The sequence below is a fragment of the Pseudomonas sp. PLMAX genome (genome assembly GCF_046042685.1).
Lineage (GTDB): Bacteria > Pseudomonadota > Gammaproteobacteria > Pseudomonadales > Pseudomonadaceae > Aquipseudomonas > Aquipseudomonas putida_AE.
Genome location: NZ_CP064949.1, coordinates 4,989,941 through 5,015,376, shown reverse-complemented (window position 1 = coordinate 5,015,376; position 25,436 = coordinate 4,989,941). Strand labels below are relative to the sequence as shown.

Below are 25,436 nucleotides of genomic sequence, written 5' to 3'. Positions count from 1 at the left end.
GCCTTCAATTATGCCCAGCGCGAGCCCACGATGAATCAGAGCCTGAACCTTGCCGCGCCCCTGAGCGCCGCCCCTGCCACCCTTGCCCAATTGGTCTTCAGCAGTGCCGAACGTTTTGCCGGGCGCACGGCCATCGAGGACAACGGCCAATGCATCGACTACGCCGAGCTGCCCGAGCGCGTCATGGGCTTTGCCCGGGGTTTGCTGGCCCTGGGCATCCAGGCCGGCGACCGGATTGGCATCTGGGCGCCGAACAGCGGCGACTGGATCCTCGCGGCGCTGGGCATCCAGTGCGCCGGGGCGGTGCTGGTACCGATCAACACGCGCATGAAGGGCCTTGAGGCCGCCGATGTGCTGGAGCGCAGCGGCTGCCGAGTATTGTTTGTCCAGCAGCGTTTTCTCGACGTGGACTACCCGGCGTTGCTCGCGCCCCATCGGCCGGCCAGCCTCGAACACCTGGTGCTGCTCGATGGCGACACCCCCGGGTTGCCTTCGGACCTGAGCCTTGCCCAGTTCCTGCTCGGCGCGGCGACTATCGATGCAGACAGCGCCAGGCGCCGGGCCATGGAGATCAAGCCCGAGGCCATGTGCGACCTGTTGTTCACCTCCGGCACCACCGGCAAACCCAAGGGCGTGATGAGCGGCCATGGCCAGAACCTGCGGGCCTTCACCGAATACGTCAAGGTCATCGGCCTGCTGCCGGAAGATCGCTACCTGATCGTCAACCCGTTCTTCCATGCGTTCGGCTACAAGGCCGGCTGGCTGACCTGCCTGATCGGCGGAGCGACCATTCTGCCCCATGCGGTGTTCGACGCCGAGCAGGTGTTCCAGCGCATCGCCCGAGAACGCATCAGCGTGCTGCCCGGTGCTCCGACCCTGTATCTCTCGCTGCTGGCCCATCCGCAGCTGCAGCAGACCGACCTGTCGAGCCTGCGCATCGCGGTGACCGGTTCGGCGAGCATCCCGCCGAGCCTGATCGAGCGCATGCGCAACGAGCTGGGGTTCGCCGTGGTGACCACCGCCTACGGCCTGACCGAATGCGGCGGGCTGGCGACGATATGCGATCCCCAAGACTCGGCGAAGGTTATTGCCGGCACCAGCGGACAGCCGATCGCCGGCACCGAAGTGAGCATCCGCGACCCGCACAACCAGGTGCTGGAGGCCGGGCAGACCGGCGAGATCTGCCTGCGCGGGTTCCACATCATGCAGGGTTATTTCCAGAACCCCGAAGCGACCCGCGAAGCCATCGACGCCGAAGGCTGGCTGCATACCGGCGACGTCGGGCGCCTGGACGAGGCGGGCAATCTGATCATCACCGACCGCCTCAAGGACATGTACATCGTCGGCGGCTTCAACTGCTACCCGGCGGAAATCGAAGCCGCGCTGATCAGACACCCGGCCATTGCCCAGGTGGCGGTGATCGGCATCGCCGATGAGCGCATGGGCGAGGTCGGCTGTGCCTGTGTGGTGCTGCGTGAAGGGCGGCAACTCGACGAGGCGCAACTGATCGCCTGGAGCCGGGAGCAAATGGCCAATTACAAGGTGCCGCGCCAGGTGCGTTTCTTCGACGCCTTGCCACTTAATCCGTCGAGCAAGGTGGCGAAGAACGAACTGCGCGCGGCGCTGGCCAACAGCGTTCCGGCGTAAGGCGCAGCCATCTCGCCAACACGAAAAAAACAACAACAAAAGGAGAGGAGCATGTTCACGGGAAATACTGTCGCGCGCCATTCGCGGAACCTGAGCGGTGGCCGCTGCCTGTTGGCAACGGCCATCACCATCGCCAGCGCCACGGCCAGCGCCGCACCGAGTATCGAACTGGGGGAGAACACCACCCTGGATTCGTCGCTGACGGTCAACTACACCGCCTCCATGCGCACTGCCAAGCAGGCCAGTCAATACCTCAACGACCCGAACAACGACGACGGCACACGCAACTTCAAGCGCGGCTCGCTGATCAACAACCGCCTGAGCCTGTTCGGCGAGTTGCAACTTCGGCACGACAACCTGGGGGCGGTGCTGCGCGGCAGTCAGTTCTACGACGATGTCTACAACCAGAAGAATGCCAACGACTCGCCGGAAACGGTGAACAAGACCGGCCACAACGACGGCTTCAGCGACGAGACCCGGCGCCTGAGCGGCAGCGCGGCGCGACTGCTCGATGCGTATGTGTACGGCAACTTCGAGCTCGGCGAGACCCAGTACCTGTCGCTCAAGGCCGGGCGGCACCTGGTGGCCTGGGGCGAGAGCCTGTTCTGGGCCAACATCAGCCAGGGCCAGGCCCCGGTGGATGCGACCAAGTTCAACGTGCCGGGCACCGAGGCCAAGGACTCGTACCTGCCCGTGGGGCAGGTGTCCGGATCATGGTCGCTGAATGAAGACCTGGCGCTGGTGGGCTACTACCAGTACGAGTGGGAAAAGACCCAGCTCAATCCAGTGGGCGATTATTTCGGCAGCGACACCTTCGGTCCCGGCGCCGAGTTTTTCCGTCTCGGTGCCGGGCAGGTCGACCGTCTGCCCAACGGCCTGGCAGTCGGCTACGCCGGTGAGAAAGACGCCAAGGACAGCGGCCAATGGGGCCTGGGTGTGCGCTACCGGATCACCGAGAACACCGAAGTCGGGCTGTTTCATTACCGCTATAACGAGCGCGTCGGCTCGCTGTTCTTCGACTTCACCGGCACCACCCAATACTCCTCGCTCAAGGGCATCGGGCATGACGGCACTGCGCCGTCCTATCGCCTGGGCTACTTCGAAGACGTCAAGCTGACGGGTGTCAGCTTCAGCTCCAAGGTCGGCGATTCGGTGCAGTACGCCGGTGACCTGAGCTATCGCGATGGCGCCTCGGTCTACCTCAACAATGGCGCGCCGACCACTGGGCAGATCTGGCAGGGCAACCTCAACGCCTCGTACATCCTCGGCCCCAGCCTGCTCGCCCAGCAGACCACCTTCATGGGTGAAGTGGTGCATCAACACATCGACGGAGTGGACAGCCTGACGATCACCGGCGGCGGAGTCGGCGTGGATGGCACCTTCGACCAGTTCGAATCGAAGACCCAGACCCGTGGCTCGACCCTGCTGGGCGTCGGCGCCTACATGGACTATCCGTCCATCGCCACGGGCCTGGACCTGAACACCAAGGTGGTGTGGACGCAGAACGTCGACGGCAGCGCCTACCAGGGCCTGGGGCGCGACGAGAAGCGCCTGACCGTGGGTGGCGACTTCAAGTACCTGGGCAACTTCCAGGTCGGCATGACCTATGTCGCCTACCTGAGCTCGCCGGACGTCGCCCAGGGCCGCTTGCTGGCCGACCGCGACTACCTGTCGTTCAACGCCAAGTACACCTTTTGATGATCATGGCTGCGTCGCGATCCGGTGCCGCAGTCGTTCGCTTTTAGCCTGATAACAATAAAGAGAGGCCTGTCATGAATCCTCGTCCGACGCCATCACCGTTCAGCCCGATCGCAATTGGCCCGTTGACCCTGAAAAACCGTTTCATCAAGGCCGCCACCAACGAGGGCATGAGTGCCCAGGGCGTGCCGTCCAAACAACTGGTCAAGCTGCACTCGGCCCTGGTCGCAGGCGGCACCGCCCTGACCACTGTGGCCTATTGCGCGGTGAGCAGCGATGGTCGCACCTTGCCCAACCAGTTGACCCTCAGCCAATCCAGCCTGCCGCACTTCAAGGCCCTGACCGACGGGGTGCATCAGGCCGGTGGCCTGGCCAGCGCACAGATCACCCATGGTGGTTGCTTCACCTTCATCCGCGAACGCTCGACCAAGCGCCCACTGTCAGCCAGCGGCGGCTTCAACAAGATCGGCTTGATGAGCGGCATGTTCCTCAAGCAGGCGATGAACGAAGACGACATGCGACAAGTGGTGCGCGACTTCGCCCAAGGCGCACGCCTGGCGCGTCAGGCGGGTTTCGATGCCGTGGAGATCCACATGGGCCACGGCTACCTGCTCAGTCAGTTCATTTCGCCGATGTATAACAAGCGTCGCGACCAATACGGCGGCAACCTGGAAAACCGCCTGCGCTTTCCGCGTCGGGTGTTGCGAGCGGTGCTGGATGCAGTCGGCAAGGAGATGGCGGTCATCTGCAAATACAGCGTGACCGAAGGCGTGCGCGCCGGTAACAGCGCCGAAGACGGCGCGCAGATCGCACGCATGCTGGAAGAGGAGGGCGCGCACCTGCTGGTGCTCAGCGCGGGGATGAATGCCGAGTCGATCACCACCATGTTCGGTTCCTCCTTCCCCAAGGAAAACCGCGTGCAGCAGAAGAACAAGATCATCGCCCTGGCCATGGCTATCCAGCGTCGCAAGGAGCCGACCGTGGAATTCCGCGAGCTGTATCTGCTGGAACATGCACGCAAGGTACGTGCGGCGGTGAAAATGCCGTTGGCCTATCTGGGCGGTGCCAAGAGCCTGGCGAGCATCGAGAAAATCATGGCCGAGGGATTTGACCTGGTCGCCATGGGTCGGGTGTTGCTGGCCGAAAACGACTACGTCAACAAACTCGCCACTGGCGCCAGCCGCGACTCGATCTGCACCGCCTGCAACCGCTGCGTGGCCATGATGTATACCCCCGGCGGCACCTCCTGCGTACTGGGTAAGCCCGGCGACGCAGTGTTGAACAGCCAGAAGGCGGCAGGGTAACAGATACACCAGGGTTTGGTTTGCCTGTGGGAGCCGGCTTGCTGGCGATGCGATGGTGGCCGTTACGCCGTCATCGCTGGCAAGCCAGCTCCCACAGGTTTTGCGGGGGTATGTTGGGTTCGTGGTGTGACTCACATCTGTAGGAGCCGGCTTGCTGGCGATGCGGTGGTGGCCGTTATGCCGTCATCGCTGGCAAGCCAGCTCCTACAGGATTGCGGGTGTACGCGGATTGTTGGCGGTACGAAAATCTGTAGGAGCCGGCTTGCTGGCGATGCGGTGGTGGCCGTTATGCCGTCATCGCTGGCAAGCCAGCTCCTACAGGTTTTGCGGGGGTATGTTGGGTTCGTGGTGTGACACACATCTGTAGGAGCCGGCTTGCTGGCGATGCGGTGGTGGCCGTTATGCCGTCATCGCTGGCAAGCCAGCTCCTACAGGTTTTGTGGGGGTATGTTGGGTTTGTGGTGTGACACACATCTGTAGGAGCCCGCTTGCCGGCGATGGCGGTGGTGACGCTTATGCCACCATCGCTGGCAAGCCTCGCACAACGCGTCGCCGGTTCAACCGTGCTGCAGAAACTCAATGCAGCTACGGTTGAACAATTCCCGATGCTCCACCTGAACCCAATGCCCACACCGGTTGAGCACGATGAACCGCGCATTCGGTGCGCCGTCGATGATGCGCTGGGCGCCACTGATTGGGTTGAAGTGGTCGTTGCTGCCCCAGAAGCCAAGGATCGGGCACTGGATCTCGCCCAGGCGCGCTTCCATGTTCGGCACCATCATCGTGCTGAACAGGTTCTTCGGCTGTGTCACCGCCACCGCCACGCGTTCCTGCAGCAGGCTTTCCGGCAGGATCGACGCATCGAACAACTGCAGGCTCATCATGCTGCGCATCTCCTCCATGCCGATGGGGCCGGCGCTGAACAGGCTGACCATGCGCACGATGCCCTCCATCTTGAAGTAGGTCTCGCGCTCCTCGACACCACCCGGTGCCAGCAGGATCAGGCTCTGGGCCAGTTGTGGAAGGCGCAGGGCCAGGCCCAGGGCGATCGCGCCGCCCAGCGAATTGCCCAGCAGCGTGCAACGCCGCACACCGACGGACTCCAAAAACGCCGCCACGCAGTCGACGAAGAAGTCCAGGTTGTACTGCACGTCCTCGGGTTTGTCCGAACGGCCGAAACCCGGCAGGTCGAGCACGATATTGCGATAGCCGGCAGCGACCAATTGCGGGTAGTTGCCCTTGAAGTTGCTGAAGCCACTGGCGCCCGGCCCGCTGCCGTGCAGCCACAGCACCACGGGGCCGGCGCCCTCATCCAGATAGTGCAGGCGCAGGCCGTTGGGCAGGGTCGCGTAATGGCCGACGGGCAGGGGCAGGTCTACGGGTTGGTTCATGGGGTTCTCCATTGTCTGCGGATTCATGAGGCACAACGGCACCAGGCGCTGCGGCAGATTGCCGCAGTGAATTGAAGGGGAATACAGCGCCTGGCGTGGTGCGCGCTAGCGAATGCTGGGCGCTGACGCCGTCATTCACATCGTCCGTTCAGACCACGCGGCGCTAGTCCCATCGGACGATGTGGGCCGAGGCCCTGGCCGCTAATCATGCAAGTGACGGCTCCATTACAGCGGGCCGCAGCGTATTCGCACACTTGGAGATTGCTATGAAGTTACTCGATAAAGTGGCCTTCGTGACCGGTGCCGCCCAAGGCATGGGCCAGGCCATCGTGCGTGGTTTTGTCGCCGAAGGCGCGAAGGTGGTGGCTGTCGACCTGAACCAGGCGGCCCTGGCCGAGAGCCTGGCAGACTTGGGCGACAAGGTGCTCGCCCTGGCCTGCAACGTCGGTGACGGCGCCTCCGTGGCCGATGCCATGGGGCAGGCCGAGGAGCACTTCGGTGGCCTCGACATCCTGGTCAACAACGCCGGCGTGGGCGGGCTGGACAGCTTTCTCGAAACCACGGACGAGAGCTGGGCGCGGGTGATCGGTGTGAACCTGGGCGGCACCTTCCTGTGCTGCCGTGAAGGCGCCAAATTGATGGTCAAGGGTGGCCGCAAGGGCGCGATCATCAACCTCTCCAGCACCGCCGCGCTGACCGGCGAAGGCCCGAGCCACTACTGCGCCTCGAAAGCCGGGGTCATGGGCCTGACCCGTTCGATCGCCCGTGAACTGGCCGCCTGCGGCATCCGCGTCAACACCCTGGTACCAGGGCCGACCAACACCCCGATGATGGCCGGCATTCCCGATGACTACATGCAGGCGCTGCTGAAAAACGTGCCCCTGGGCCGTATGTGCGAGACCGACGAGATCGCCAGGGTCGCGGTGTTCCTGGCTAGCGAAGACGCCAGTTTCATGACCGGGCAGAACATCGCCGTCAACGGCGGCATGGCCTTTATCTGATCAGGGAGTCACTCATGAGCAAGCGTCTACAAGGAAAAATCGCCTTCGTCACCGGCGCCGGTTCCGGCATCGGCGAAGCCACTGCGCTGCGGTTCGCCGAAGAGGGCGCCACGGTGGTGCTGTGCGGGCGGCGCATTGAGCCGCTGCAAGGCGTGCAGGAGAAAATCCGTGCCCAAGGCGGGCAGGCCGAGATTGCCGTGGCCGACGTCAGCGATGAACAGGCCTACGTCGGTGCGCTGCAAGCCACCGCGCAACGTCACGGTCGCCTGGACATCCTGGTCAACAACGCGATGGCCTACACCTGGGGCGGTATCGACAGCATGACCACCGCCGACTGGCACGCCAACTTTGGCACCACCGTCGACGGCACCTTCTGGGGCACCCGCACCGCGATGCAGTTGATGAAAGCCCAGGGCGGCGGTTCGATCGTCAACATCGCGTCGATCTGCGGCCTGTTCGGCACGGCCTGGATGGCCGGTTACTCGGCGGCCAAGGCGGCGGTGATCAACTTCAGCCGGGCGGCGGCCAGCGAAGGCGCACCGCACAACATCCGCTGCAACGTGATCATTCCCGGGGTGGTCGACACCCCGGCCACGGCCGGCATGCTGGCCGACGCCAAGACCCGCAGCAACACCGAAAAAGTCATCCCGATGAAACGGGTCGGCCTGCCGGTGGAGCTGGCCAACGCCATCGTGTTCCTGGCCAGCGACGAGGCTTCGTATGTCACCGGTGCCAGCCTGGCGGTGGACGGCGGACGCGGTTCGGACCTGTACACGGTGCTCGACTGATGAGCCAGGACGCCAACGCTTTACTTGAGCGCATCGATCGCCTGGAGTCGCTGGACGCGATCCGCCAACTGGCCGGCAAGTACGCCCTGGCCCTGGACATGCGCGACATGGATGCCATGGCCAACTGCTTCGCCCCGGATGTGCGCGTGGGTCGCGACAAGAGCGGTCGTGTGCACCTCAAGGCATGGCTGGACGAAACCATGCGCAAGCAGTTCCATGGCACCTCCCATCACCTGGGGCAGCACATCATCGAGTTCAGCGATGCCGATCACGCCACCGGCGTGGTCTATTCGAAGAACGAACATGAGACCGGTCCCGAGTGGGTGATCATGCAGATGCTGTACTGGGACGACTACGAACGGATCGACGGGCGCTGGTGTTTCCGTCGCCGCTTGCCGTGCTACTGGTACGCGACCGACCTCAACAAACCACCGATCGGCGGCCTGAAAATGCGCTGGCCAGGGCGCGAGCCGTACGCCGGCAGCTTCCACGAGCTGTTTCCGTCCTGGGATGCCTTCTGGGCGCAACGCCCGGACAGGGACGCCCTGCCGCAAATCGCCGAACCCGCACCGCTGGAGGGCTTCCTCAAGACCCTGCGCCGCGGGGCGGATGACCCGAAGATTCGCGTGCGCTGAACGGCAGCGAAGGCGTCCGTCCTGGCAACTCATGTGTTGCCTGACCCGGCGCTTTCGCTGCGATGCGGCGACCCGACAAGCCAGCTCCTACAGTGGGCGTCCATCCTGCCCGCCAATGTGGCATCTGCCCACGCCTTCGCCTGCTTAGTCTCAACGGACGATGAAGCCTCGGCCAGTGCTTCGCACAATGCTCCCCACAAAAGTCATTCAGCCAACGAGGACCCAGGCATGATCGACATTCGCGGTTTGAGCTATTTCGTCTCGCAGATCGAAAACCTCAGTCATTGGCAGCGTTACGCCGAAGACGTGCTCGGCATGCAAGTGAACCCGGCGCCGGGCGGTGGCTTGTACGTGAAAATGGACGAGCGTCCGTTTCGCATGCTGATCGTCGAAGGCAGCGAGGCGCGTTACCTGGCCTCTGGCTGGGAGTTGGCCAACGAGACAGCCTTCACGGTCGCCCTCGAGCACCTGAGCGCTGCCGGCATCGAATGGCAGCCAGGCTCCGCCACCGAGATCGAGCAGCGCGGCGTCCAGGCGCTGGTCAAGGTGACCGACCCGTCGGGCAACTGCCATGAGCTGAGCTGGGGCCATCGCTCCGACTGCCTGCCGTTCGTGTCGCCCCAGGGCGTGCCGCGTTTCATCACCGGCGACATGGGCCTGGGCCACACCGTGCTGCCGGCGCCGAACTTCGACGCCACCCTGGCGTTCGCCAAGGATGTGCTGGGCTTCGAGTTGTCGGACATTTTCAACTTCCGTCCCGACCCTTCGGTAGCACCGATCCGCATTCACTTCCTGCATTGCCAGAACGCTCGCCACCACAGCCTGGCACTGGCCGAGTACCCGGTGCCGTCCGGTTGCGTGCACGTGATGGTCGAGGTCGATTCGATGACCGAAGTCGGCCGCGCCCACGATCGACTGCACGCCCATGCGGTGAACCTGTCGGCCACCCTCGGCCAGCACCTCAACGACCGCATGACCAGTTTCTACATGAAGACGCCGTCCGGCTTCGATCTGGAGTACGGCTTTGGCGGGTTGCTAGTCGACTGGGCCGAGCATTCGGCTTTCGAGTTCACCCGCGTGAGCATTTGGGGGCACGACTTTTCGGTCGGCCAACACTAAGGAATTGTCATGATGAACAAACAACTGACAGCGGCCGATGCGGTCGCTCAATTGCGCGATGGCATGACCATCGGTTTCGGCGGCTGGGGCCCGCGGCGCAAGCCGATGGCGATTGTGCGCGAGATCCTGCGCTCACCGGTGAAGGACCTGACCGTGGTCGCCTACGGCGGTCCGGAAGTGGGCATGCTGTGCGCCGCCGGCAAGGTCAAAAAACTGGTGTTCGGCTTCGCCACCCTCGATGCCATTCCGCTGGAACCCTACTACCGCAAGGCCCGCGAAGCCGGCGAGCTGGAGTTGATGGAGCTCGACGAAGGCATGTTCCAGTGGGGCCTGCGCGCCGCCGGCATGCGTTTGCCGTTCCTGCCCACCCGTTGCGGCCTGGCCACCGACGTGACGCGCCTGAACCCGGCACTCAAGACCATCCAGTCGCCCTACGCCGATGGCGAGGTGCTGCTGGCGATGCCGGCGCTCAACCTCGATGTGGCGTTCCTGCACGTCAATGTCGCCGACCGCCTGGGTAACTGCCTTGTGACCGGGCCGGACCCGTATTTCGATCACCTGTTCGCCCGCGCCGCCCAGCAGTGCTTTGTCTCGTGCGAACGCCTGGAAGACCGCCTTGCGCTGAACGCCGAGCAGGCCCGTTTCAACACCTTCGAGCGCTATCTGGTCAGCGGCGTGGTGCATGCACCTCTGGGTGCGCATCCGACGCTCTGCGCCCCTGACTACGGCTGGGACATGAAGCACCTGAAGGGCTATGTCGCCAGCAGCCAGGCGGAAAACGGCTGGCAGGACTATGTGCAGACCTGGATCGCCGGTGGCGAGCAGGCCTATCAGGCACAGAACGGCGGTGCCGACTCCATGGGCGCCTTGCCCCTTCCCGTGTTCTGAGGATTATCGACCATGTCTGCAACCTGTGATTTCACCCTCGCTGAACTGATGATCGTCGCCGCCTCCGAGGCCTGGCGTGGCAATGGCGAGGTGATTGCCTCGGGCCTGGGCGTGATTCCGCGCCTGGGCGCCAGCCTGGCCAAACTGACCCACAGCCCGGAACTGTTGATGACCGACAGCGAGGCGTTCCTGGTCGAAGAACCGATCCCGCTGGGCCCGCGTGGCGACTACGTTGCGCGTTATTCGGGTTACATGTCGTTCGAACGAGTATTCGAATGCGTGTGGGGCGGGCGCCGTCACGCAATGATCGGGCCGACCCAGATCGACCGCTGGGGCCAGACCAACCTGTCCTGCGTCGGCGACTATCAAAAGCCCAAGACGGCGATCCTCGGCGTGCGCGGCCTGCCAGGCAACAGCATCAACCACCTCAACTCGTTCTTCGTGCCCAGCCATAACAGCCGGGTGTTCGTCAGCGGCGAAGTGGACATGATCTCCGGTGTCGGCTTCAAGGCCGAGCGCTGGCCCGAAGGCGCGCGTCGCGACCTGATGGACATCCGTTGCGTGGTCAGCGACCTCTGCGTCCTCGATTTCGATGGCCCGGACCGTGCGGTGCAGGTGCGCTCGTTGCACCCCGGCGTGACTTTCGAACAGGTCCAGGACAACACCGGCTTCCCGTTGCTCAAGTCGGCGCAATTGCGCGAGACCGCGCACCCCACTCAAGAGCAGTTGGCGCTGATCCGCCGACTCGACCCCCACGATTACCGCGCCACGGCGATCAAGGGCAACCCGCCCGGCATCCGTACGGCCTGAGGCAAGGACAGCGACCATGCACAGCAGCGACAGTGAATTCATCGTCCGCCAGGACAACGCCGTCTACGAGACGGACACCCCGGTGCTGTACAGCGTGGGCGAGGGTATTGCCACGCTGACGCTGAACCGGCCGACCTTCAACAACGCGCAAAACTCGCAGATGACCTACGCCCTGGACGACTTTTTTCGCCAGGCGGTGAACGACGACAGCGTCAAGGTCATCGTCCTGCGTGGCAACGGCAAGCACTTCTCGGCGGGCCACGATATCGGCACGCCGGGGCGCGATATCGACAAGCCGTTCGAGCGCGCACACCTGTGGTGGGACCACACCAACAAACCCGGTGGCGAGCAGCTGTATGCCCGCGAGCAGGAGGTGTACCTGGGCATGTGCCGACGCTGGCGCGAACTGCCCAAGCCGACCATCGCCATGGTCCATGGCGCGTGTATCGCAGGTGGCCTGATGCTGGCCTGGGTCTGCGACCTGATCGTCGCCAGTGACGACGCGTTCTTCCAGGACCCAGTGGTGCGCATGGGCATTCCGGGCGTGGAGTATTTCGCCCATCCCTATGAAATGAACCCGCGCATTGCCAAGGAATTCCTCTTCACCGGTGATCGCATGAGCGCCAACCGGGCCTGGCAGGTGGGCATGGTCAACCGCCTGGTGCCTCGTGATGAACTGGAGCAGGCCACCTATGCCCTGGCTGCCGGCATTGCCCGTCAGCCGCGCATGGGCCTGGCCCTGACCAAGCAGGCGATCAACCACGTCGAGGACCTGCAAGGCAAGCGCACGGCGATGGATGCGGTGTTCGCCTGGCACCACTTTGCCCATGCCCATAACGAGCTGTTGTCCGGCGACAAACTGGGCGGTTTCGACGCCAAGGGCATGGCCCGGGCCAACAAGCAGGCCGAGGATAAAAGCCAATGAACCGCTGGCTCGAAACGCCGCTGACCGAGGCCCTCGGTTGCCGTTATCCGATCGTGCAGACCGCCATGGGCTGGGTTGCCGACGCCAACCTGGTGATCGCCTCGACCCAGGCCGGGGGCTTCGGTTTCCTGGCCGGGGCGACCATTGCGGCTGCTGAACTGGAAGGCGAAATCCGCAAGGTGATCGACGCCACCGGTGGCAGCAATTTCGGTCTCAACTTCCATATGTTCCAGGACAACGCCACGCAGTGCGTCGACCTGGCGATCAAGTATCGGCTGCGCGCCGTGAGTTACGGGCGCGGTCCGGACAAGCAGACCATCGCGCGCTTCAAGGCGGCCAAGGTGCTGTGCATTCCCACCGTCGGTGCCTTGAAGCATGCGCTCAAGGCGGTGGAGCTGGGTGCCGACCTGATCACCATCCAGGGCGGCGAGGGCGGCGGCCATACCGGCGGCGTGCCCAGCTCGATCCTGCTGCCCCAGGTGTTGGCGGCCGTGAAGGTACCGGTGATCGCTGCCGGCGGATTCGCCACCGGCCGTGGCCTGGCCTCGGTGCTGGCCGCCGGTGGCGCCGGCATCGCCATGGGCACGCGGTTTCTCATGACCCGCGAATCGCCGACCCCGGCCGCGACCTTGGAACGCTACCTGAAGGTCAACGATCCGCAACGGGTGCGCGTGACCACGGCGGTGGATGGCATGCGCCACCGCATGATCGAAAACCGCTTCATCAATCACCTGGAGCAGGCGGGCCCCTTCGGTCGCCTGCGCATTGCCCTGGGCAGCGCCTGGCAGTGGAAGCAGCAGACCGGTATGAGCCTTGGGCACATGGCTTCTGTCTTCATCCGCGCGTTGCGTGAAGACCCGTCACAGCTGTCGCAAGTGGTGATGGCCGCCAACCAGCCGGTGCTGTTGCAGCGCTCGATGATCGACGGCGCCCCGGACGAGGGCATCCTGCCCAGCGGCCAGGTCGCGGCGGCCATCGGCGAGTTACTCAGTTGCCGCGAAGTCATCGAAGGCATCGCCAGCGAGGCCCAGCAGTGCCTGGACGCGCTCCTGGCCCGCAGCCAGACCCTCCCATCGAACCGTCCCGCCAGTATTGGAGAACCCCTGTGAACCAGGCATTTACCACACAACTCAATCAGGGGATCGCTGAACTCGTGATCGCCAAGCCACCGGTCAATGCCCTCGACAGCCAGCAATGGCACGCCCTGGCGCGGGAGATCGACGCCCTTGGGGCCAACCCCGAAGTGCGGGTGATCGTGATCCGCGCCGAAGGCCGGGGCTTTTGCGCCGGTGTCGACATCAAGGAGCTGGACCAGTACCCGGAGCGGATCGTCGAGGTCAACGCCGGTAACTACGCCACCTTCAAGGCCGTGCACCGCAACCCGGTGCCGGTGATTGTCGCGGTCCATGGTTTCGTCCTCGGCGGCGGCATCGGCATCACCGGTGCGGCGGACATCGTCGTCGCCTCTGACTGCGCGACCTTCGCCCTGCCGGAAGTCGACCGCGGCGCCATGGGCGGCGGTGCGCATTTGCAGCGCCTGTTCCCGGTGCAGAAAGTCCGCTACCTGTTCTTCACCGGCGACAGTATCGGCGCTCCAGAGGCGCTGCAATACGGCTTTATCGAGCGCGTCGTCAGCAAGGACCAGTTGCGCGAAACCGCCCTGGGCATCGCGGCGAAAATCGCCGAGAAGAGCCCGGCGATGATCCGCATCGCCAAGGAAGCCTTGAACGGCATCGAAGACGGCAACCTGGAAGACAAATACCGCTGGGAGCAGGGCTTCACCATGCAGGCCTACAGCAGCCCGGATTCTGCGGAAACGCGGCGGGCCTTCGTCGAAAAACGCGACGCCAAGTTCTGAGAGATCGCCATGGACCTGACTTACACCCCCAAGCAAAACGCCTTCCGCGCCGAAGTACGGGCCTGGCTGGCGGACAATCTGCCAAGTGAGCCCTTCGCCAGTTACGACAGTCGCGAAGGTTTTGAACAGCACCGCGCCTGGGAGGCCAAGCTGTTCGAGAGCCGTTGGTCGATGGTGATGTGGCCGGCCGAACTGGGCGGTCGCGGTAGCGACTTGATCGAGTGGCTGATCTTCGAGGAAGAGTATTACGGTGCAGGCGCACCGATGCGCATCAACCAGAACGGCCAGCTGTTACTCGGCCCGACCCTGATGGAGTTTGGCACCCAGGAGCAAAAGCAGCGTTTCTTGCCACGCATGGCCGAAAGCCTGGACATGTGGGCGCAAGGCTGGTCGGAGCCCAACGCCGGTTCCGACATGGCGGCGATCACCAGCAAGGCGGTACTCGACGGCGACCATTACGTGATCAACGGGCAGAAGACCTGGTCGAGCCGGGCGAACTTCGCCGACTGGCTGTTCGGCCTGTTCCGCAGCGAGCCGGGATCAACCCGTCATCACGGCCTGTCGTTCATCATGGTGCCGCTCAATACGCCGGGGGTGAGCATTCGCCCGATCAAGGCACTCAACGGCAAGGAAGCCTTCGCCGAGGTGTTTTTCGATGACGTTCGGGTCCCCGTGAACAACCTCATCGGTACCCAGGGGCAGGGCTGGCACGTGGCGATGGCCACCGCCGGCTTCGAGCGTGGTTTGCTGCTGCGTTCACCGGCGCGCTTCCAGTCCACGGCACGCAAGCTGGTCGAACTGTACAAGGCCCATCGCGTCAGTGCCGACCGCGACCCTGGTCTGCGCGATGCCGTGCTGGAGACCTGGATGTGCGCCGAGGCCTATGCGATGTCGGCTTACTACACCGTAGGACGCCTGAGCCGGGGCGAGCAGATCGGCGCCGAGTCGAGCATCAACAAGATCATCTGGTCGGAGCTCGACCTGAAGATGCACGAGACCGCCATGCGCATTCTCGGCACCCGTGGCGAGCTGGTCACAAAGGGCGCGTCAGCGGGCGATGCGGCGGGCTGGCTGGAAGGTTTTCTGTTTGCCCAGTCCGGGCCGATCTACGCCGGCACCAACGAAATCCAGCGCAACATCATCGCCGAGCGCATGCTCGGTTTGCCGAAATAAGGAACCGCCATGGACTTCACTTTCAACGATGACCAGTTGGCGTTCCGCGAAGCCATCAGTCGTTTCCTGATGACCGAAGCCGCGCCGGAGATGCTCCGGGAAATCTGGGAGACCGATGCCGGGCGCTCCCGGGACCTGCGCAACAAGATTGCCGGCCAGGGCCTCACCGCCTTGTCGGTGCCCGAGGCCGAAGGCGGCCTGGGCATGGACGATGTGACCTGGGCATTGATGACACAGGAGCTGGGCTACTACGCCATTCCCGACTCATTGGCCGACACCGCCTATGTCGCCACCGGCTTGCTCGCCGGTCTGCCTGCGGTGCATCCGGCGCGTGCCGACCTGCTGCCACGGATTGCCGACGGCAGCTTGCGGATGGCGATCAGTCATCCGGTCAATGCCTTGGTCAGCGATGCACAACTGGCCGAAGTGCTGATCCTCACCCACGGCGACGAGATCCATGTGGTGCCGCGCTGCGAAGTCAACGTGGACAACCACCTGAGTATCGATGCCTCACGCCGCCTGGGCCAAGTGACCTGGACTCCGTCGGCGCAGACCTGCATTGCCAGTGGCGAGCAGGGCCGTGCCTTGCTGGAGCGCATGCTGGACCGTGGTGCGCTGTCGGTGGCCGGGCAATTGCTGGGGCTGGCGCAGCGCATGCTCGACCTGTCGGTGGACTACGTGGCCCAGCGCAAACAGTTCGGCAAGCCGATCGGCAGTTTCCAGGCGGTCAAGCATCACCTGGCCGATGTCGCCCGTTATATCGAGCAGGCCAAGCCGGTGCTTTATCGCGCCGCCCATGCCCTGGCCCGGGGCGACGTCAACGCCGGTGTCCGGGTTTCTCAAGCACGCCTGGCGGCGAACGAGGCGAGCTGGATCGCCGCGCGCAAGGGCATCCAGGTGCACGGGGCGATGGGGTACACCTGGGAAGTGGACCTGCAGATGTTCATGAAGCGCGCCTGGGCCCTCGATGCGTCCTGGGGCGACCGCGGCTTTCACAAAACCCGTGTCAGCGACTACCTGTTCGCCGACGCCACTGGCCTGGAGCCAGGGCATACTTTCGAGGAATGAGTCATGGCCCAGGCCTACATTGTTGATGCACTGCGCAGCCCCACCGGCAGGCGCAAGGGCTCTTTGAGCGAGATCCACGCGATAGACCTGGGCGCCCATGTGCTCAAGGCCCTGGTCGCGCGCAACGTGATCCCCGCGGAGGACTACGACGACGTGATATTCGGTTGCGTCGACACCATCGGTTCTCAGGCCGGCGACATCGCCCGTACCAGTTGGCTGGCCGCCGGCCTGCCGCTGACGGTGCCCGGAACCACCGTGGATCGCCAGTGCGGTTCGTCGCAACAGGCGCTGCATTTCGCCGCGCAGGCGGTGATGAGCGGCACCCAGGACGTGGTCGCGGTGGGCGGGGTGCAGACCATGACCCAGATCCCGATTTCCTCGGCGATGCTCGCCGGCCAGCCCCTGGGCTTTGCCGACCCGTTCTCGGGCAGCGTCGGCTGGCGGGCGCGTTTTGGCCTGCAGCCGGTCAACCAGTTCTATGCCGCGCAACGGATTGCCGATCACTGGCAGATCAGCCGCGAGCAGATGGAAGCCTTTGCCCTGCAGAGCCACGAACGTGCCTTGGCGGCCATCGCCAGCGGCCGGTTCGCCCGGGAAATCGTCAGTTGCCAAGGGTTGGCGGTGGATGAAACGCCGCGCCACAGCAGCCTGGCGAAGATGGCCGAATTGCAACCGGTGGACCCGCAGTTTCCGTCGATCACCGCCGCCGTGTCCAGCCAGACCTGCGACGCTTCGGCAGCATTGCTGGTGGTGTCCGAGGCGGCACTCACACGCTACGACCTGACGCCACGGGCGCGGATTCATCACCTGACGGTGCTCGGCGACGATCCGATCTGGCACCTCACCGCACCGATTGCCGCCACCCGCCGGGCCCTGGCCAAGAGCGGACTGAGCATGTCTGACATCGACCGGGTCGAGATCAACGAAGCCTTCGCCTCGGTGGTCATGGCCTGGGCCAAGGAGCTCGACTACGACCCGGCGCAAACCAACGTCAATGGCGGCGCGATTGCCCTGGGCCATCCGTTGGGCGCCACTGGCGCACGATTGATGACCACGCTGCTCAACGAACTGGAATGCAGTGGTGGTCGCTACGGCTTGCAAACCATGTGTGAGGGCGGCGGCCAGGCCAACGTGACCATCATCGAACGCTTGTAATTTTCCATGCGGGGGGGCCGCCACTTCGGGCGAGCAGCTACCCACTATTTTGAGGAGTCAAACATGGCTATCTGTGCAGACCGCACCGTGATCATCACCGGGGCCGGCGGCGGACTCGGTCGCGCCTACGCCCTGGCATTCGCCGCGCAAGGGGCCAGTGTCGTGGTCAACGATATTCGCGCCGAGGCCGCGGAGGATGTGGCGGGCGAGATTCGCGCCAACGGTGGCCAGGCCATCGCCAACAACGACGACATAACCACCCTGGCCACGGCGCAGCGCATCGTCGATGCGGCACTGGCGGCGTTCGGCGAAGTGCATGTGCTGATCAATAACGCCGGCGTGTTGCGTGACCGCATGTTCATCAGCCTCAGTGAAGAGGACTGGGACATGGTCATGCGCGTGCACCTCAAGGGTCATTACTGCCTGGCCAACATCCTTGGTCGGCGCTGGCGCGACCTGGCCAAGGCCGGCAAGCCGGTGGACGCGCGAATCATCAACACCAGCTCCGGCGCCGGGTTGCAAGGCTCGGTGGGGCAGTCCAATTATTCGGCGGCCAAGGGTGGCATTGCCTCGCTGACCCTGGTGCAAGCGGCGGAACTGGCGCGCTACGGCGTCACCGCCAACGCGCTGGCACCGGCCGCCCGCACTTCGATGACCGAGGGTGCGATGCCCGACGTAGTGAAAAAACCCGAGGACGGCAGCTTCGACGCCTGGGCCGCGGAAAACGTCGCGCCGTTGGTGGTCTGGTTGGGCAGCTCGGCCTCGGCCCACGTCAGCGGGCAGGTCTTCGAAAGCCAGGGTGGACGTATCTCCCTGGGCGACGGCTGGCGCACGGGCGTCACCTGCGACAAGGGCGCGTTGTGGAAAGTCGAAGAGATCGGCGCGGCGGTGGACGCCATCCTTGCCGAAGCGCCGAAGCCACAGAAAGTCTGGGGAAGCTGAAACCCCGACCACTGGGGGAGCCGGCCTGCCGGCGATGGCGTCCTGACAGCCGACCCATCTCCCACGGCCGTACCCGATTCACTGTAGGGGCAGCCGGTCGACGCTCGATTGCTCGCGATGGAGGTCAACGATGACGCGAGGATCCTGACACCCCGCGCTGCTCTCAGGTTTTTCGCGAGCAAGCTCGCTCCTACAAGGGAACCCGGTCACCTGTAGGAGCAGCCGGTCGACGCTCGATTGCTGGCGATGGAGGTCAACGATGACGCGAGGATCCTGAAACCCGCGCTGCTCTCAGGTTTTTCGCGAGCAAGCTCGCTCCTACAAGGGAACCCGATCCACTGTAGGAGCAGCCGGTCGACGCTCGATTGCTCGCGATGGAGGTCAACGATGACGCGAGGATCCTGACACCCCGCGCTGCTCTCAGGTTTTTCGCCAGTAAGCTCGCTCCTACAGGGGGAACCCGGTCACCTGGAGCTGCCGCAGGCTGCGATCTTTTGATCTTCATACCCCATTTTGACGATGCGTCCGCATCGCTCCCTCCGTACAACTGCAGCGTATTGATTTCTTCGGAGGTAGACGCTGTGAAACAAGCCCCCCCTTATGTTCCCGGTCATCAATTGCTGGCCGGCAAGTCGGTGTTGATTACCGCGGCGGCAGGTGCCGGTATCGGTTATTCGGCGGCACGGCGCAGTGCTGAGGAAGGATGTCGGGCGCTGATGATTTCCGATGTGCATGCACGGCGGCTGGAGGAGGCTGTGGAGCGTCTCAAGGCCGAGACCGGGTTGCAGGCGATTTATGGCCAGCTGTGCAATGTCACCGTCGAAGACGAAGTCCAGGCCCTGGTGGCCGCGGCCGAAGAGGCGTTGGGCGGGGTTGATGTGCTGATCAACAACGCCGGCCTGGGTGGCCAGAAACGCGTGATGGAAATGAGCGACGAAGAGTGGTTGCGGGTGCTCGATGTGACTCTGACCGGCACCTTCCGCATGACCCGGGCGATGTTGCCGCACATGCAGCGCCGTGGCGCCGGGGCCATCGTCAATAACGCTTCGGTGCTCGGTTGGCGGGCGCAGAAGGAACAGGCCCATTACGCCGCCGCCAAGGCCGGGGTGATGGCGCTGACCCGCTGCAGCGCCCTGGAAGCCGCCGAGTTCGGCGTGCGCATCAACGCGGTGTCGCCATCGATTGCCCTGCACGATTTTCTCAAGAAAGCCTCCAGCGAAGAGTTGCTCGCCAGCCTGGCCGGGCGCGAGGCGTTTGGCCGCGCCGCCGAAGTCTGGGAGGTGGCCAACGTCATGATGTTCCTGGCCAGCGACTATGCCTCCTACATGGTCGGCGAAGTGCTGTCCGTCAGTTCACAACAAGCGTGAGGATGGGCACATGAGTCACGTATTCAACAGCGCCCAGGCGCTGCTTGCGGCCGAGGGCCTGGACCTGGGCCACACCGAATGGCTGACCATCAGCCAGCAACGCATCGACCTGTTCGCCGAAGCCACCAGCGATCACCAGTGGATTCATGTCGACCCGGTGCGCGCCGCCAGCGGCCCGTTCGGCTCCTGTATTGCTCACGGCTACCTGACCCAGTCCCTGGCCAATCTGTTCATGCCGCAGTTGCTGATCCTTGAAAACATGGCGATGGGCGTGAATTACGGCAGCGACCGGGTGCGTTTCCCGGCGCCGGTCAAGGTCGACTCGCGGGTGCGCGGCAGCGGCCAGATCCTGCGTGCCGAACAACTGGGCGACGCCGTGCAACTGGTGGTGCGCATGACCATGGAAGTCGAAGGCCAGGCTCGCCCCGGCTGCGTGATCGACACCATCAGCCGCTACACCTTCAATGCCATTTCCGAGTGAGTTAGCCATGGACCAGAATGAAGTCGTCATCGTCGCCACCGCCCGTACCGCGTTGGCCAAGTCGTTTCGCGGATCGTTCAACGATACTGAGGCCCCGGTGCTAGGCGGCCATGTGGTGCACGCGGTAGTCGAGCGCGCCGGCATCGAGCCTGCCGAGGTCGAGGATGTGATCATGGGCGCGTCGGTGCAGCAGGGCACCCAGGGTTTCAACATCGGTCGGCTCTGCGCCTACACCGGCGGTTTGCCGGACAGCGTGCCGGGCATGGCCGTGGATCGCATGTGCGCTTCGGGCCTGATGAGCATCGGCATGGCCGCCAAGGGCATCATGACCGGCGAGATGAACATCGCCATTGGCGGCGGTGTGGAGTCGCTGTCGCTGACCCAGACCAAACACAAGAACGCCTATCGCGCCCGTTCCGAAGCCGTACTGCAGGTGATGCCCAGCGCCTATATCCCGATGATCGAGACGGCCGAGATCGTCTCGCGCCGTTATGGCATCAGCCGCGCCGCCCAGGATGAATATTCGCTGCTTAGCCAGCTGCGCACCGCCGCCGCTCAGCGAGACGGCCTGTTCGACGATGAAATCGTCGGCCTGACCGTGGATAAACTGCTGTTCGCCGCCGATGGCCAGCCCAATGGCCATGAACGCGTGCAAGTGGTGAAAGACGAGTGCAACCGGCCCAATACGCGCCTGGAAGACCTGGCGGGCTTGAAAACGGTGTGGAAGGACGGCGCCTGGATCGAGCAGGGCGAGTACGTCACCGCCGGCAACGCTTCGCAATTCTCCGACGGCGCCGCGGCCAGCCTGCTGATGAGTCGCGCCGAGGCCAAGCGCCGCGGGCTGACGCCACTGGGCATCTACCGCGGCATTGCCGTGGGTGGCTGCGCGCCTGAGGAAATGGGCATCGGCCCGGTGATCGCCATTCCCAAGCTGCTCAAGCGCTTTGGCCTGGGCGTCAAGGACATCGGCCTGTGGGAGATCAACGAGGCCTTCGCCAGCCAGGTGCTGCATTGCCGCGATGCGCTGCAGATCCCGACAGATCGCCTGAACGTCAATGGCGGGGCGATTGCCATCGGTCACCCGTTCGGCATGTCCGGCGCGCGCATGGTCGGCCATGCCTTGCTCGAAGGGCGACGTCGCGGCGTGCGGTATGTGGTGATTGCCATGTGCATCGGTGGCGGCATGGGCGCCGCCGGCCTGTTCGAGTTGCCATGAAGCGAGCGGGGCAGCGCCGTCCGCTCGATTAAATCCATGGGGCCCGAGACTCGGGCCCCCTGCTGGGGAATGGTTATGCAAAGTTGTATGCCCAATGCACAGGTCCTGGCGCTCATGGGCCTGGAGTTGGCCGAGTACGAACGGATCATCGGCAACATCTACGATTCGGCGATGGATACCCGCAGCTTGAGCGACGCGTTGCGCGAGGTACGAGCGTTGTTCAAGGCCAATTTCGTCACTTTGATCCTGCGGGTCCAGGACGAGCCGCTGTTGTCGCCGATGGTGGTCGCCGGCGATGTCGAACTGGGCAAGGGCGGTATCAACCACTACGCCTACTACGCCAAATCCACCCTGTTCGACGGCTTGCCCACCGACACGGTGTTCACCGTCGACGAACTGATCAGCGACAGCGAATGGGCCAGCTCGGCGTTTTACCTGTTGTACTGTCAACCCTACGATTGCTACCACATGCTCGGAGCCGATATCCGCATGCCGGATGGCGGCACGGTGCGTTTCCGAATCAATCGACCACGGGCCCAGCCACGGTTCAGTGACGCCGAGCGGGCCATGTGTGCCATGTTGTTGCCCCACCTGCGCCGGGCCTTGCACATGTATTCGCTGCTCGACCGCAGCGAGTCGCTGGGCAGCCTTTATTCACAGACGATCAGCCGCCTGGCGGTGGCGACCATCGTGCTCGATGAGCACGGCACTGTGGTGCAACTCAATCCCGTGGCCCGGGAAATCCTCGACAGCCAGGACGGCCTCAAGGTGGTCGGTGGGCGGCTGGAAGCGACTTACCCCAGCGACAATCGGGAGTTGGCGCGGCTGGTGCGCAATGCCTTCCAGCGCGCCAGGCAGGGCGCCAGCAGAGGGGTGCAGGTGGCCGAGGCGACCTCGATTTCCCGTCCATCCGGGCAGGTCAGCCTGGGCGTGGTGGTGGAGTTGATTCCCTCGGGGGACCTGCTCGAAGGCAATGGCAAACCCACGGTCGTGGTGTATGTGCGCGATGCCGTGAGCAAGTCGCTGGTGAGCACGGTGCTGACGTCGCAACTGTACAACCTGACCCCGGCGGAAACCACGCTGGCCCTGGAACTGGCCAACGGCCTGTCGCTGGAGGAGGCCTCGGAATTCCTGAATATCCGCCGCAATACCGCGCGTGCGCACCTGCGCTCGATTTTTTCCAAGACCGGCGTGCGGCGCCAGACGGAGCTGGTGCGGATCATGCTCAACAGTGTGGTCGCCCTGGGCGCGCCGCAGCCGGCGGCGGCGCGGCTATGACGAGGGGGCGTACCAAAATGCGTTAGTCCGTGCGGACGATGCTGCCGGGTTACCGGGCTGTCGATACTGGGCCACCGTTGTCGAACCTAAGGAGAATAAAAATGACCGGCAGTAATCAGTCCCCTGGCTGGGCGTTGGCGTTGATATTGGGCTGTGCCATCGGCACGGTGAATGCCGCACCCGAAGATGCCTCCCGCCTGGGCACAGACCTGACGTGCGTGGGCGCGGAAAAAGCCGGCAACGCCGACGGCAGCATTCCAGCGTTCAGCGGCAAATGGCTGGGCGCACCGCCCCACGTTGATTTCAAGGGCACTGGTAACCACCCGGTAGACCCGTACCCGGACGAAAAACCGCTGTTCGTGATTACCGCGCAGAACATCGCGCAGTACAACGACTACCTGTCCGACGGCCAGAAAGCCCTGTTCAAGCTGTTCCCGGGCACCTACAAGATGCCGATCTACCCCTCGCACCGGGATTTCCGCTTCGACGACGCGGTTTGCAAAGCCACCCGCGAGAACGCCAGCATTGCTCGCCTGGTGGATGAGGGTGAAGGGGTAGTGGGCAAAACCGGCGGCACAGCCTTTCCGGTACCGCGCAGCGGCCTGGAACTGTTGAAGAACGCCTCGGCTTTTACCCTGCGTGCCTGGACCGAGGAATACACCTCCGACAACGCCTACGTGCTCAAGGATGGCAACATCAACTGGGGACGCGTGCATTCGCGCAACCTGGCACCGGCGCTGGAGCCGGGCAGGATTGGCGAGACCACCGGCAACTCGTCGTTCTATCTCAACGAAACCCTGCTGCCGCAACGGGACAAGGGCGAGATCAATACCGGCACCGAGTTCTGGAATGACAAGACCGAACCGCGCCAGGCCTGGCGTTACGATCCGGGCACGCGGCGGGTGCGCCAGTCGCCCGGCTATGGCTTCGACATGTCGTTCCCTGGCAGCGGCGGCTCGATCACCGTCGACGAGGTGCGCCTGTTCAACGGTTCCGGGCAGCGTTACGACTGGAAGATCGTCGGCAAGCGCGAGATGTTCATCCCCTACAACACCTACCGCCTGCACGCGGCCAACCTCAAGTACGCCGATCTGCTGACGCCGGGCCACATCAATCCCGATGCGATGCGTTATGAGCGCCATCGGGTGTGGGAGCTCGAAGGCACCCTCAAGCCGGGTTATCGCCACCTGTATGGCAAGCGCAAGTTGTATATCGACGAGGACACCTGGTTCCCGATGCTCGCCGACAACTATGACAACCGTGGCGAGCTGTGGCGGACCTCGATGCTGAATTACTTCTACGCCTACGAAAGCCAGCGGCCACAAGCGGGCGTCGGCCTGTACTACGACCTCAACGCCGGCAGCTACCTGGCGTTCAACCTGATCAACGAACAGCGCAATGGCTACCTGCTGAACAAAACCGGCTTCAGTCCCCGGGACTTCGGCCCGGAGGCTGCCCGGCGCTTCGGCCAGTAACCGTCCAGTGCGGCGCCCCTGGTGACTGGGGCGCCCATTGAGAGTGGATCGCGTTTGATCTAGTCCAACTGAAGGATGACCTGCCGGCGCGGCTACCCAATGATGTCGGCCATGGGATCACCCTGTATTTCTTGGGGGCATTGCCTGCCCAAGTCTGCAACCGAGGAACAACAACAATGACCAAACTCGCTGAAATCAACATCGAGAACGCCCAGCGTACCCACCGTTACGCCCGCGGCTGGCACTGCCTGGGCAATGCCAGCGATTACCGTGATGGCAAGCCCCACACCCTGGAAGTCTTTGGCACCCGCCTGGTGGCCTTCGCCGACAGCCAGGGCAACATCAGCATCCTCGATGCCTATTGCCCGCACATGGGCGCCGACCTGTCCCAGGGCACCATCGAGAATGACCGGCTGGTATGCCCGTTCCACCACTGGAAGTACGACACCGGCGGTAAATGCGTGGAGATTCCCTACTGCGAGCGCATCCCGCCCAAGGCCAAGACCCGCAGCTGGTTGACCTGCGAGGAAAACAACCTGCTGTTCGTCTGGAACAACCCCGAAGGCCGCGCGCCGAAGGAGGGCGTGGTCATTCCGCACCTGCCCGAGATGGACGATCCGGACTGGGTGCACGACTGGAACATCGACACCATGCACATCGAGACCAACCCACGGGAGCTGGTCGATAACCTGGTGGACGCCCAGCACTTCGGGCCGGTGCACGGCACGCCGACCAAGTATTTCGCCAACGTCTTCGAAGGCCACATCGGCCATCAGATTTTCCATGGCGACTCCGAGCGCCTGGGCGGCGACTTGATCGCGCCGTCGGCCTACTACGGGCCGGCGACCCACTTCACCCACATCAGCTCGATGTTCGGCGACGTGCGCATCCACGCCATCCTGCTCAACAGCCACGTGCCGGTGACACCGAACAGCTTCGACCTGCGCTTTGGTTGCATGGTCAAGCGGGTGCCGGGCTGGACCGAAGAACAGAACCAGGAAGTGGCCAGGGCCTATGTCCAGGGCAACCGCGACTCGTTCTACCAGGACGTGGTGATCTGGAAGCACAAGATCCGCATCGACAAGCCGGTACTGGCCGAAACCGATGGCCCGGTCTACCAGTTGCGCGAGTGGTACGAGCAGTTCTTCACCAATGAGGACGACGTGCCGGCATTCATGGCAGAACGTCGCGAGTTCATCACGGTGGACGAGCGCTGA

At 63.9% G+C, this 25,436-nt stretch carries 23 protein-coding genes and 1 pseudogene; 23 read left to right on the top strand and 1 reads right to left on the bottom strand.

Annotation, left to right across the window (positions count from 1 at the left end; genetic code table 11):
- Positions 1-30: 30 nt before the first annotated feature.
- The 3 genes from DKB71_RS22765 (at position 31) to DKB71_RS22755 (ending at position 4,649) form a co-directional block, all read left to right on the top strand.
- A complete protein-coding gene (locus tag DKB71_RS22765) occupies positions 31-1,647 on the top strand; it encodes a FadD3 family acyl-CoA ligase (protein ID WP_408597573.1) in 1,617 nt (538 codons plus the stop codon).
- 51 nt (positions 1,648-1,698) lie between these two features.
- The gene (locus DKB71_RS22760; protein WP_408597571.1) at positions 1,699-3,345 is read left to right on the top strand and encodes a DUF1302 domain-containing protein; all 1,647 of its coding nucleotides are present in this window, start codon (positions 1,699-1,701) and stop codon (positions 3,343-3,345) included.
- Positions 3,346-3,419: 74 nt separating this feature from the next.
- Positions 3,420-4,649, top strand: a complete 1,230-nt coding sequence (locus DKB71_RS22755; protein ID WP_274074683.1) for an NADH:flavin oxidoreductase — start codon at positions 3,420-3,422, stop codon at positions 4,647-4,649.
- Positions 4,650-5,206: 557 nt separating this feature from the next.
- Here the strand turns inward: DKB71_RS22755 and DKB71_RS22750 are convergent.
- The gene (locus tag DKB71_RS22750) at positions 5,207-6,040 is read right to left on the bottom strand and encodes an alpha/beta fold hydrolase (protein WP_274074684.1); all 834 of its coding nucleotides are present in this window, start codon (positions 6,038-6,040) and stop codon (positions 5,207-5,209) included.
- Positions 6,041-6,306: 266 nt separating this feature from the next.
- Here DKB71_RS22750 and DKB71_RS22745 point away from each other — a divergent pair, with 266 nt between their 5' ends.
- The 20 genes and pseudogenes from DKB71_RS22745 (at position 6,307) to DKB71_RS22650 (ending at position 25,436) form a co-directional block, all read left to right on the top strand.
- A complete protein-coding gene (locus tag DKB71_RS22745) occupies positions 6,307-7,041 on the top strand; it encodes a 3-oxoacyl-ACP reductase family protein (RefSeq protein ID WP_323627868.1) in 735 nt (244 codons plus the stop codon).
- Between the two features lie 14 nt (positions 7,042-7,055).
- The gene (locus DKB71_RS22740) at positions 7,056-7,829 is read left to right on the top strand and encodes an SDR family NAD(P)-dependent oxidoreductase (RefSeq protein ID WP_274074686.1); all 774 of its coding nucleotides are present in this window, start codon (positions 7,056-7,058) and stop codon (positions 7,827-7,829) included.
- On the top strand, positions 7,829-8,464 hold the full coding sequence (locus tag DKB71_RS22735; RefSeq protein ID WP_408597567.1) for a nuclear transport factor 2 family protein: 636 nt from the start codon (positions 7,829-7,831) through the stop codon (positions 8,462-8,464). Before DKB71_RS22740 ends, DKB71_RS22735 begins: the two co-directional genes overlap by 1 nt.
- A 228-nt stretch (positions 8,465-8,692) precedes the next feature.
- Positions 8,693-9,583, top strand: a complete 891-nt coding sequence (locus DKB71_RS22730; protein WP_408597565.1) for a VOC family protein — start codon at positions 8,693-8,695, stop codon at positions 9,581-9,583.
- A 12-nt stretch (positions 9,584-9,595) separates the two neighbouring features.
- Positions 9,596-10,471 carry a CoA transferase subunit A gene (locus DKB71_RS22725; RefSeq protein WP_274074798.1) on the top strand — a complete coding sequence of 292 codons (876 nt, stop codon included), beginning with the start codon at positions 9,596-9,598 and terminating at the stop codon, positions 10,469-10,471.
- A gap of 12 nt (positions 10,472-10,483) precedes the next feature.
- Positions 10,484-11,281: a CoA-transferase subunit beta gene (locus tag DKB71_RS22720; RefSeq protein ID WP_274074689.1), complete on the top strand. Its 798-nt coding sequence runs from the start codon at positions 10,484-10,486 to the stop codon at positions 11,279-11,281.
- Between the two features lie 16 nt (positions 11,282-11,297).
- Positions 11,298-12,206 carry an enoyl-CoA hydratase gene (locus DKB71_RS22715; RefSeq protein ID WP_274074690.1) on the top strand — a complete coding sequence of 303 codons (909 nt, stop codon included), beginning with the start codon at positions 11,298-11,300 and terminating at the stop codon, positions 12,204-12,206.
- A complete protein-coding gene (locus tag DKB71_RS22710) occupies positions 12,203-13,315 on the top strand; it encodes a nitronate monooxygenase (RefSeq protein ID WP_323607348.1) in 1,113 nt (370 codons plus the stop codon). Before DKB71_RS22715 ends, DKB71_RS22710 begins: the two co-directional genes overlap by 4 nt.
- Positions 13,312-14,064, top strand: a complete 753-nt coding sequence (locus DKB71_RS22705) for an enoyl-CoA hydratase family protein (RefSeq protein WP_274074692.1) — start codon at positions 13,312-13,314, stop codon at positions 14,062-14,064. Before DKB71_RS22710 ends, DKB71_RS22705 begins: the two co-directional genes overlap by 4 nt.
- Before the next feature lie 9 nt (positions 14,065-14,073).
- Positions 14,074-15,237, top strand: coding sequence for an acyl-CoA dehydrogenase family protein (locus DKB71_RS22700; protein WP_274074693.1), 1,164 nt, complete (start codon positions 14,074-14,076; stop codon positions 15,235-15,237).
- Between the two features lie 9 nt (positions 15,238-15,246).
- Positions 15,247-16,305 (top strand): acyl-CoA dehydrogenase family protein, encoded by a 1,059-nt coding sequence (locus DKB71_RS22695; RefSeq protein ID WP_274074694.1) that lies wholly within the window; start codon positions 15,247-15,249, stop codon positions 16,303-16,305.
- A 3-nt stretch (positions 16,306-16,308) separates the two neighbouring features.
- Positions 16,309-17,460: an acetyl-CoA C-acetyltransferase gene (locus DKB71_RS22690; protein WP_408597561.1), complete on the top strand. Its 1,152-nt coding sequence runs from the start codon at positions 16,309-16,311 to the stop codon at positions 17,458-17,460.
- Positions 17,461-17,523: 63 nt separating this feature from the next.
- Positions 17,524-18,402, top strand: coding sequence for an SDR family oxidoreductase (locus tag DKB71_RS22685; protein ID WP_408597559.1), 879 nt, complete (start codon positions 17,524-17,526; stop codon positions 18,400-18,402).
- A gap of 117 nt (positions 18,403-18,519) precedes the next feature.
- A pseudogene (locus DKB71_RS22680) lies at positions 18,520-18,597 on the top strand (outer membrane lipoprotein carrier protein LolA); the annotation flags it as partial.
- Positions 18,598-18,983: 386 nt separating this feature from the next.
- Positions 18,984-19,769 carry an SDR family oxidoreductase gene (locus DKB71_RS22675; protein WP_323627872.1) on the top strand — a complete coding sequence of 262 codons (786 nt, stop codon included), beginning with the start codon at positions 18,984-18,986 and terminating at the stop codon, positions 19,767-19,769.
- A 10-nt stretch (positions 19,770-19,779) separates the two neighbouring features.
- Complete coding sequence (locus DKB71_RS22670) at positions 19,780-20,250, top strand: MaoC family dehydratase (protein ID WP_274074697.1); 471 nt, start codon at positions 19,780-19,782, stop codon at positions 20,248-20,250.
- 7 nt (positions 20,251-20,257) lie between these two features.
- Positions 20,258-21,466, top strand: coding sequence for an acetyl-CoA C-acyltransferase (locus DKB71_RS22665; protein ID WP_323607349.1), 1,209 nt, complete (start codon positions 20,258-20,260; stop codon positions 21,464-21,466).
- 75 nt (positions 21,467-21,541) lie between these two features.
- A complete protein-coding gene (locus DKB71_RS22660) occupies positions 21,542-22,744 on the top strand; it encodes a helix-turn-helix transcriptional regulator (RefSeq protein WP_274074699.1) in 1,203 nt (400 codons plus the stop codon).
- Positions 22,745-22,845: 101 nt separating this feature from the next.
- Positions 22,846-24,219: a DUF1329 domain-containing protein gene (locus DKB71_RS22655; protein ID WP_274074700.1), complete on the top strand. Its 1,374-nt coding sequence runs from the start codon at positions 22,846-22,848 to the stop codon at positions 24,217-24,219.
- A 176-nt stretch (positions 24,220-24,395) separates the two neighbouring features.
- Entirely contained in the window at positions 24,396-25,436 is a 1,041-nt protein-coding gene (locus tag DKB71_RS22650; RefSeq protein WP_408597556.1) for a Rieske 2Fe-2S domain-containing protein, read from the top strand.

Bases quoted from the DNA above. Each gene is read 5' to 3' on its own strand.
- DKB71_RS22765 (WP_408597573.1), top strand. From the start codon at position 31: ATGAATCAGAGCCTGAACCTTGCCGCGCCCCTGAGCGCCGCCCCTGCC.
- DKB71_RS22760 (WP_408597571.1), top strand. From the start codon at position 1,699: ATGTTCACGGGAAATACTGTCGCGCGCCATTCGCGGAACCTGAGCGGT.
- DKB71_RS22755 (WP_274074683.1), top strand. From the start codon at position 3,420: ATGAATCCTCGTCCGACGCCATCACCGTTCAGCCCGATCGCAATTGGC.
- DKB71_RS22750 (WP_274074684.1), bottom strand. From the start codon at position 6,040: ATGAACCAACCCGTAGACCTGCCCCTGCCCGTCGGCCATTACGCGACC.
- DKB71_RS22745 (WP_323627868.1), top strand. From the start codon at position 6,307: ATGAAGTTACTCGATAAAGTGGCCTTCGTGACCGGTGCCGCCCAAGGC.
- DKB71_RS22740 (WP_274074686.1), top strand. From the start codon at position 7,056: ATGAGCAAGCGTCTACAAGGAAAAATCGCCTTCGTCACCGGCGCCGGT.
- DKB71_RS22735 (WP_408597567.1), top strand. From the start codon at position 7,829: ATGAGCCAGGACGCCAACGCTTTACTTGAGCGCATCGATCGCCTGGAG.
- DKB71_RS22730 (WP_408597565.1), top strand. From the start codon at position 8,693: ATGATCGACATTCGCGGTTTGAGCTATTTCGTCTCGCAGATCGAAAAC.
- DKB71_RS22725 (WP_274074798.1), top strand. From the start codon at position 9,596: ATGAACAAACAACTGACAGCGGCCGATGCGGTCGCTCAATTGCGCGAT.
- DKB71_RS22720 (WP_274074689.1), top strand. From the start codon at position 10,484: ATGTCTGCAACCTGTGATTTCACCCTCGCTGAACTGATGATCGTCGCC.
- DKB71_RS22715 (WP_274074690.1), top strand. From the start codon at position 11,298: ATGCACAGCAGCGACAGTGAATTCATCGTCCGCCAGGACAACGCCGTC.
- DKB71_RS22710 (WP_323607348.1), top strand. From the start codon at position 12,203: ATGAACCGCTGGCTCGAAACGCCGCTGACCGAGGCCCTCGGTTGCCGT.
- DKB71_RS22700 (WP_274074693.1), top strand. From the start codon at position 14,074: ATGGACCTGACTTACACCCCCAAGCAAAACGCCTTCCGCGCCGAAGTA.
- DKB71_RS22695 (WP_274074694.1), top strand. From the start codon at position 15,247: ATGGACTTCACTTTCAACGATGACCAGTTGGCGTTCCGCGAAGCCATC.
- DKB71_RS22690 (WP_408597561.1), top strand. From the start codon at position 16,309: ATGGCCCAGGCCTACATTGTTGATGCACTGCGCAGCCCCACCGGCAGG.
- DKB71_RS22685 (WP_408597559.1), top strand. From the start codon at position 17,524: ATGGCTATCTGTGCAGACCGCACCGTGATCATCACCGGGGCCGGCGGC.
- DKB71_RS22670 (WP_274074697.1), top strand. From the start codon at position 19,780: ATGAGTCACGTATTCAACAGCGCCCAGGCGCTGCTTGCGGCCGAGGGC.
- DKB71_RS22665 (WP_323607349.1), top strand. From the start codon at position 20,258: ATGGACCAGAATGAAGTCGTCATCGTCGCCACCGCCCGTACCGCGTTG.
- DKB71_RS22660 (WP_274074699.1), top strand. From the start codon at position 21,542: ATGCAAAGTTGTATGCCCAATGCACAGGTCCTGGCGCTCATGGGCCTG.
- DKB71_RS22655 (WP_274074700.1), top strand. From the start codon at position 22,846: ATGACCGGCAGTAATCAGTCCCCTGGCTGGGCGTTGGCGTTGATATTG.
- DKB71_RS22650 (WP_408597556.1), top strand. From the start codon at position 24,396: ATGACCAAACTCGCTGAAATCAACATCGAGAACGCCCAGCGTACCCAC.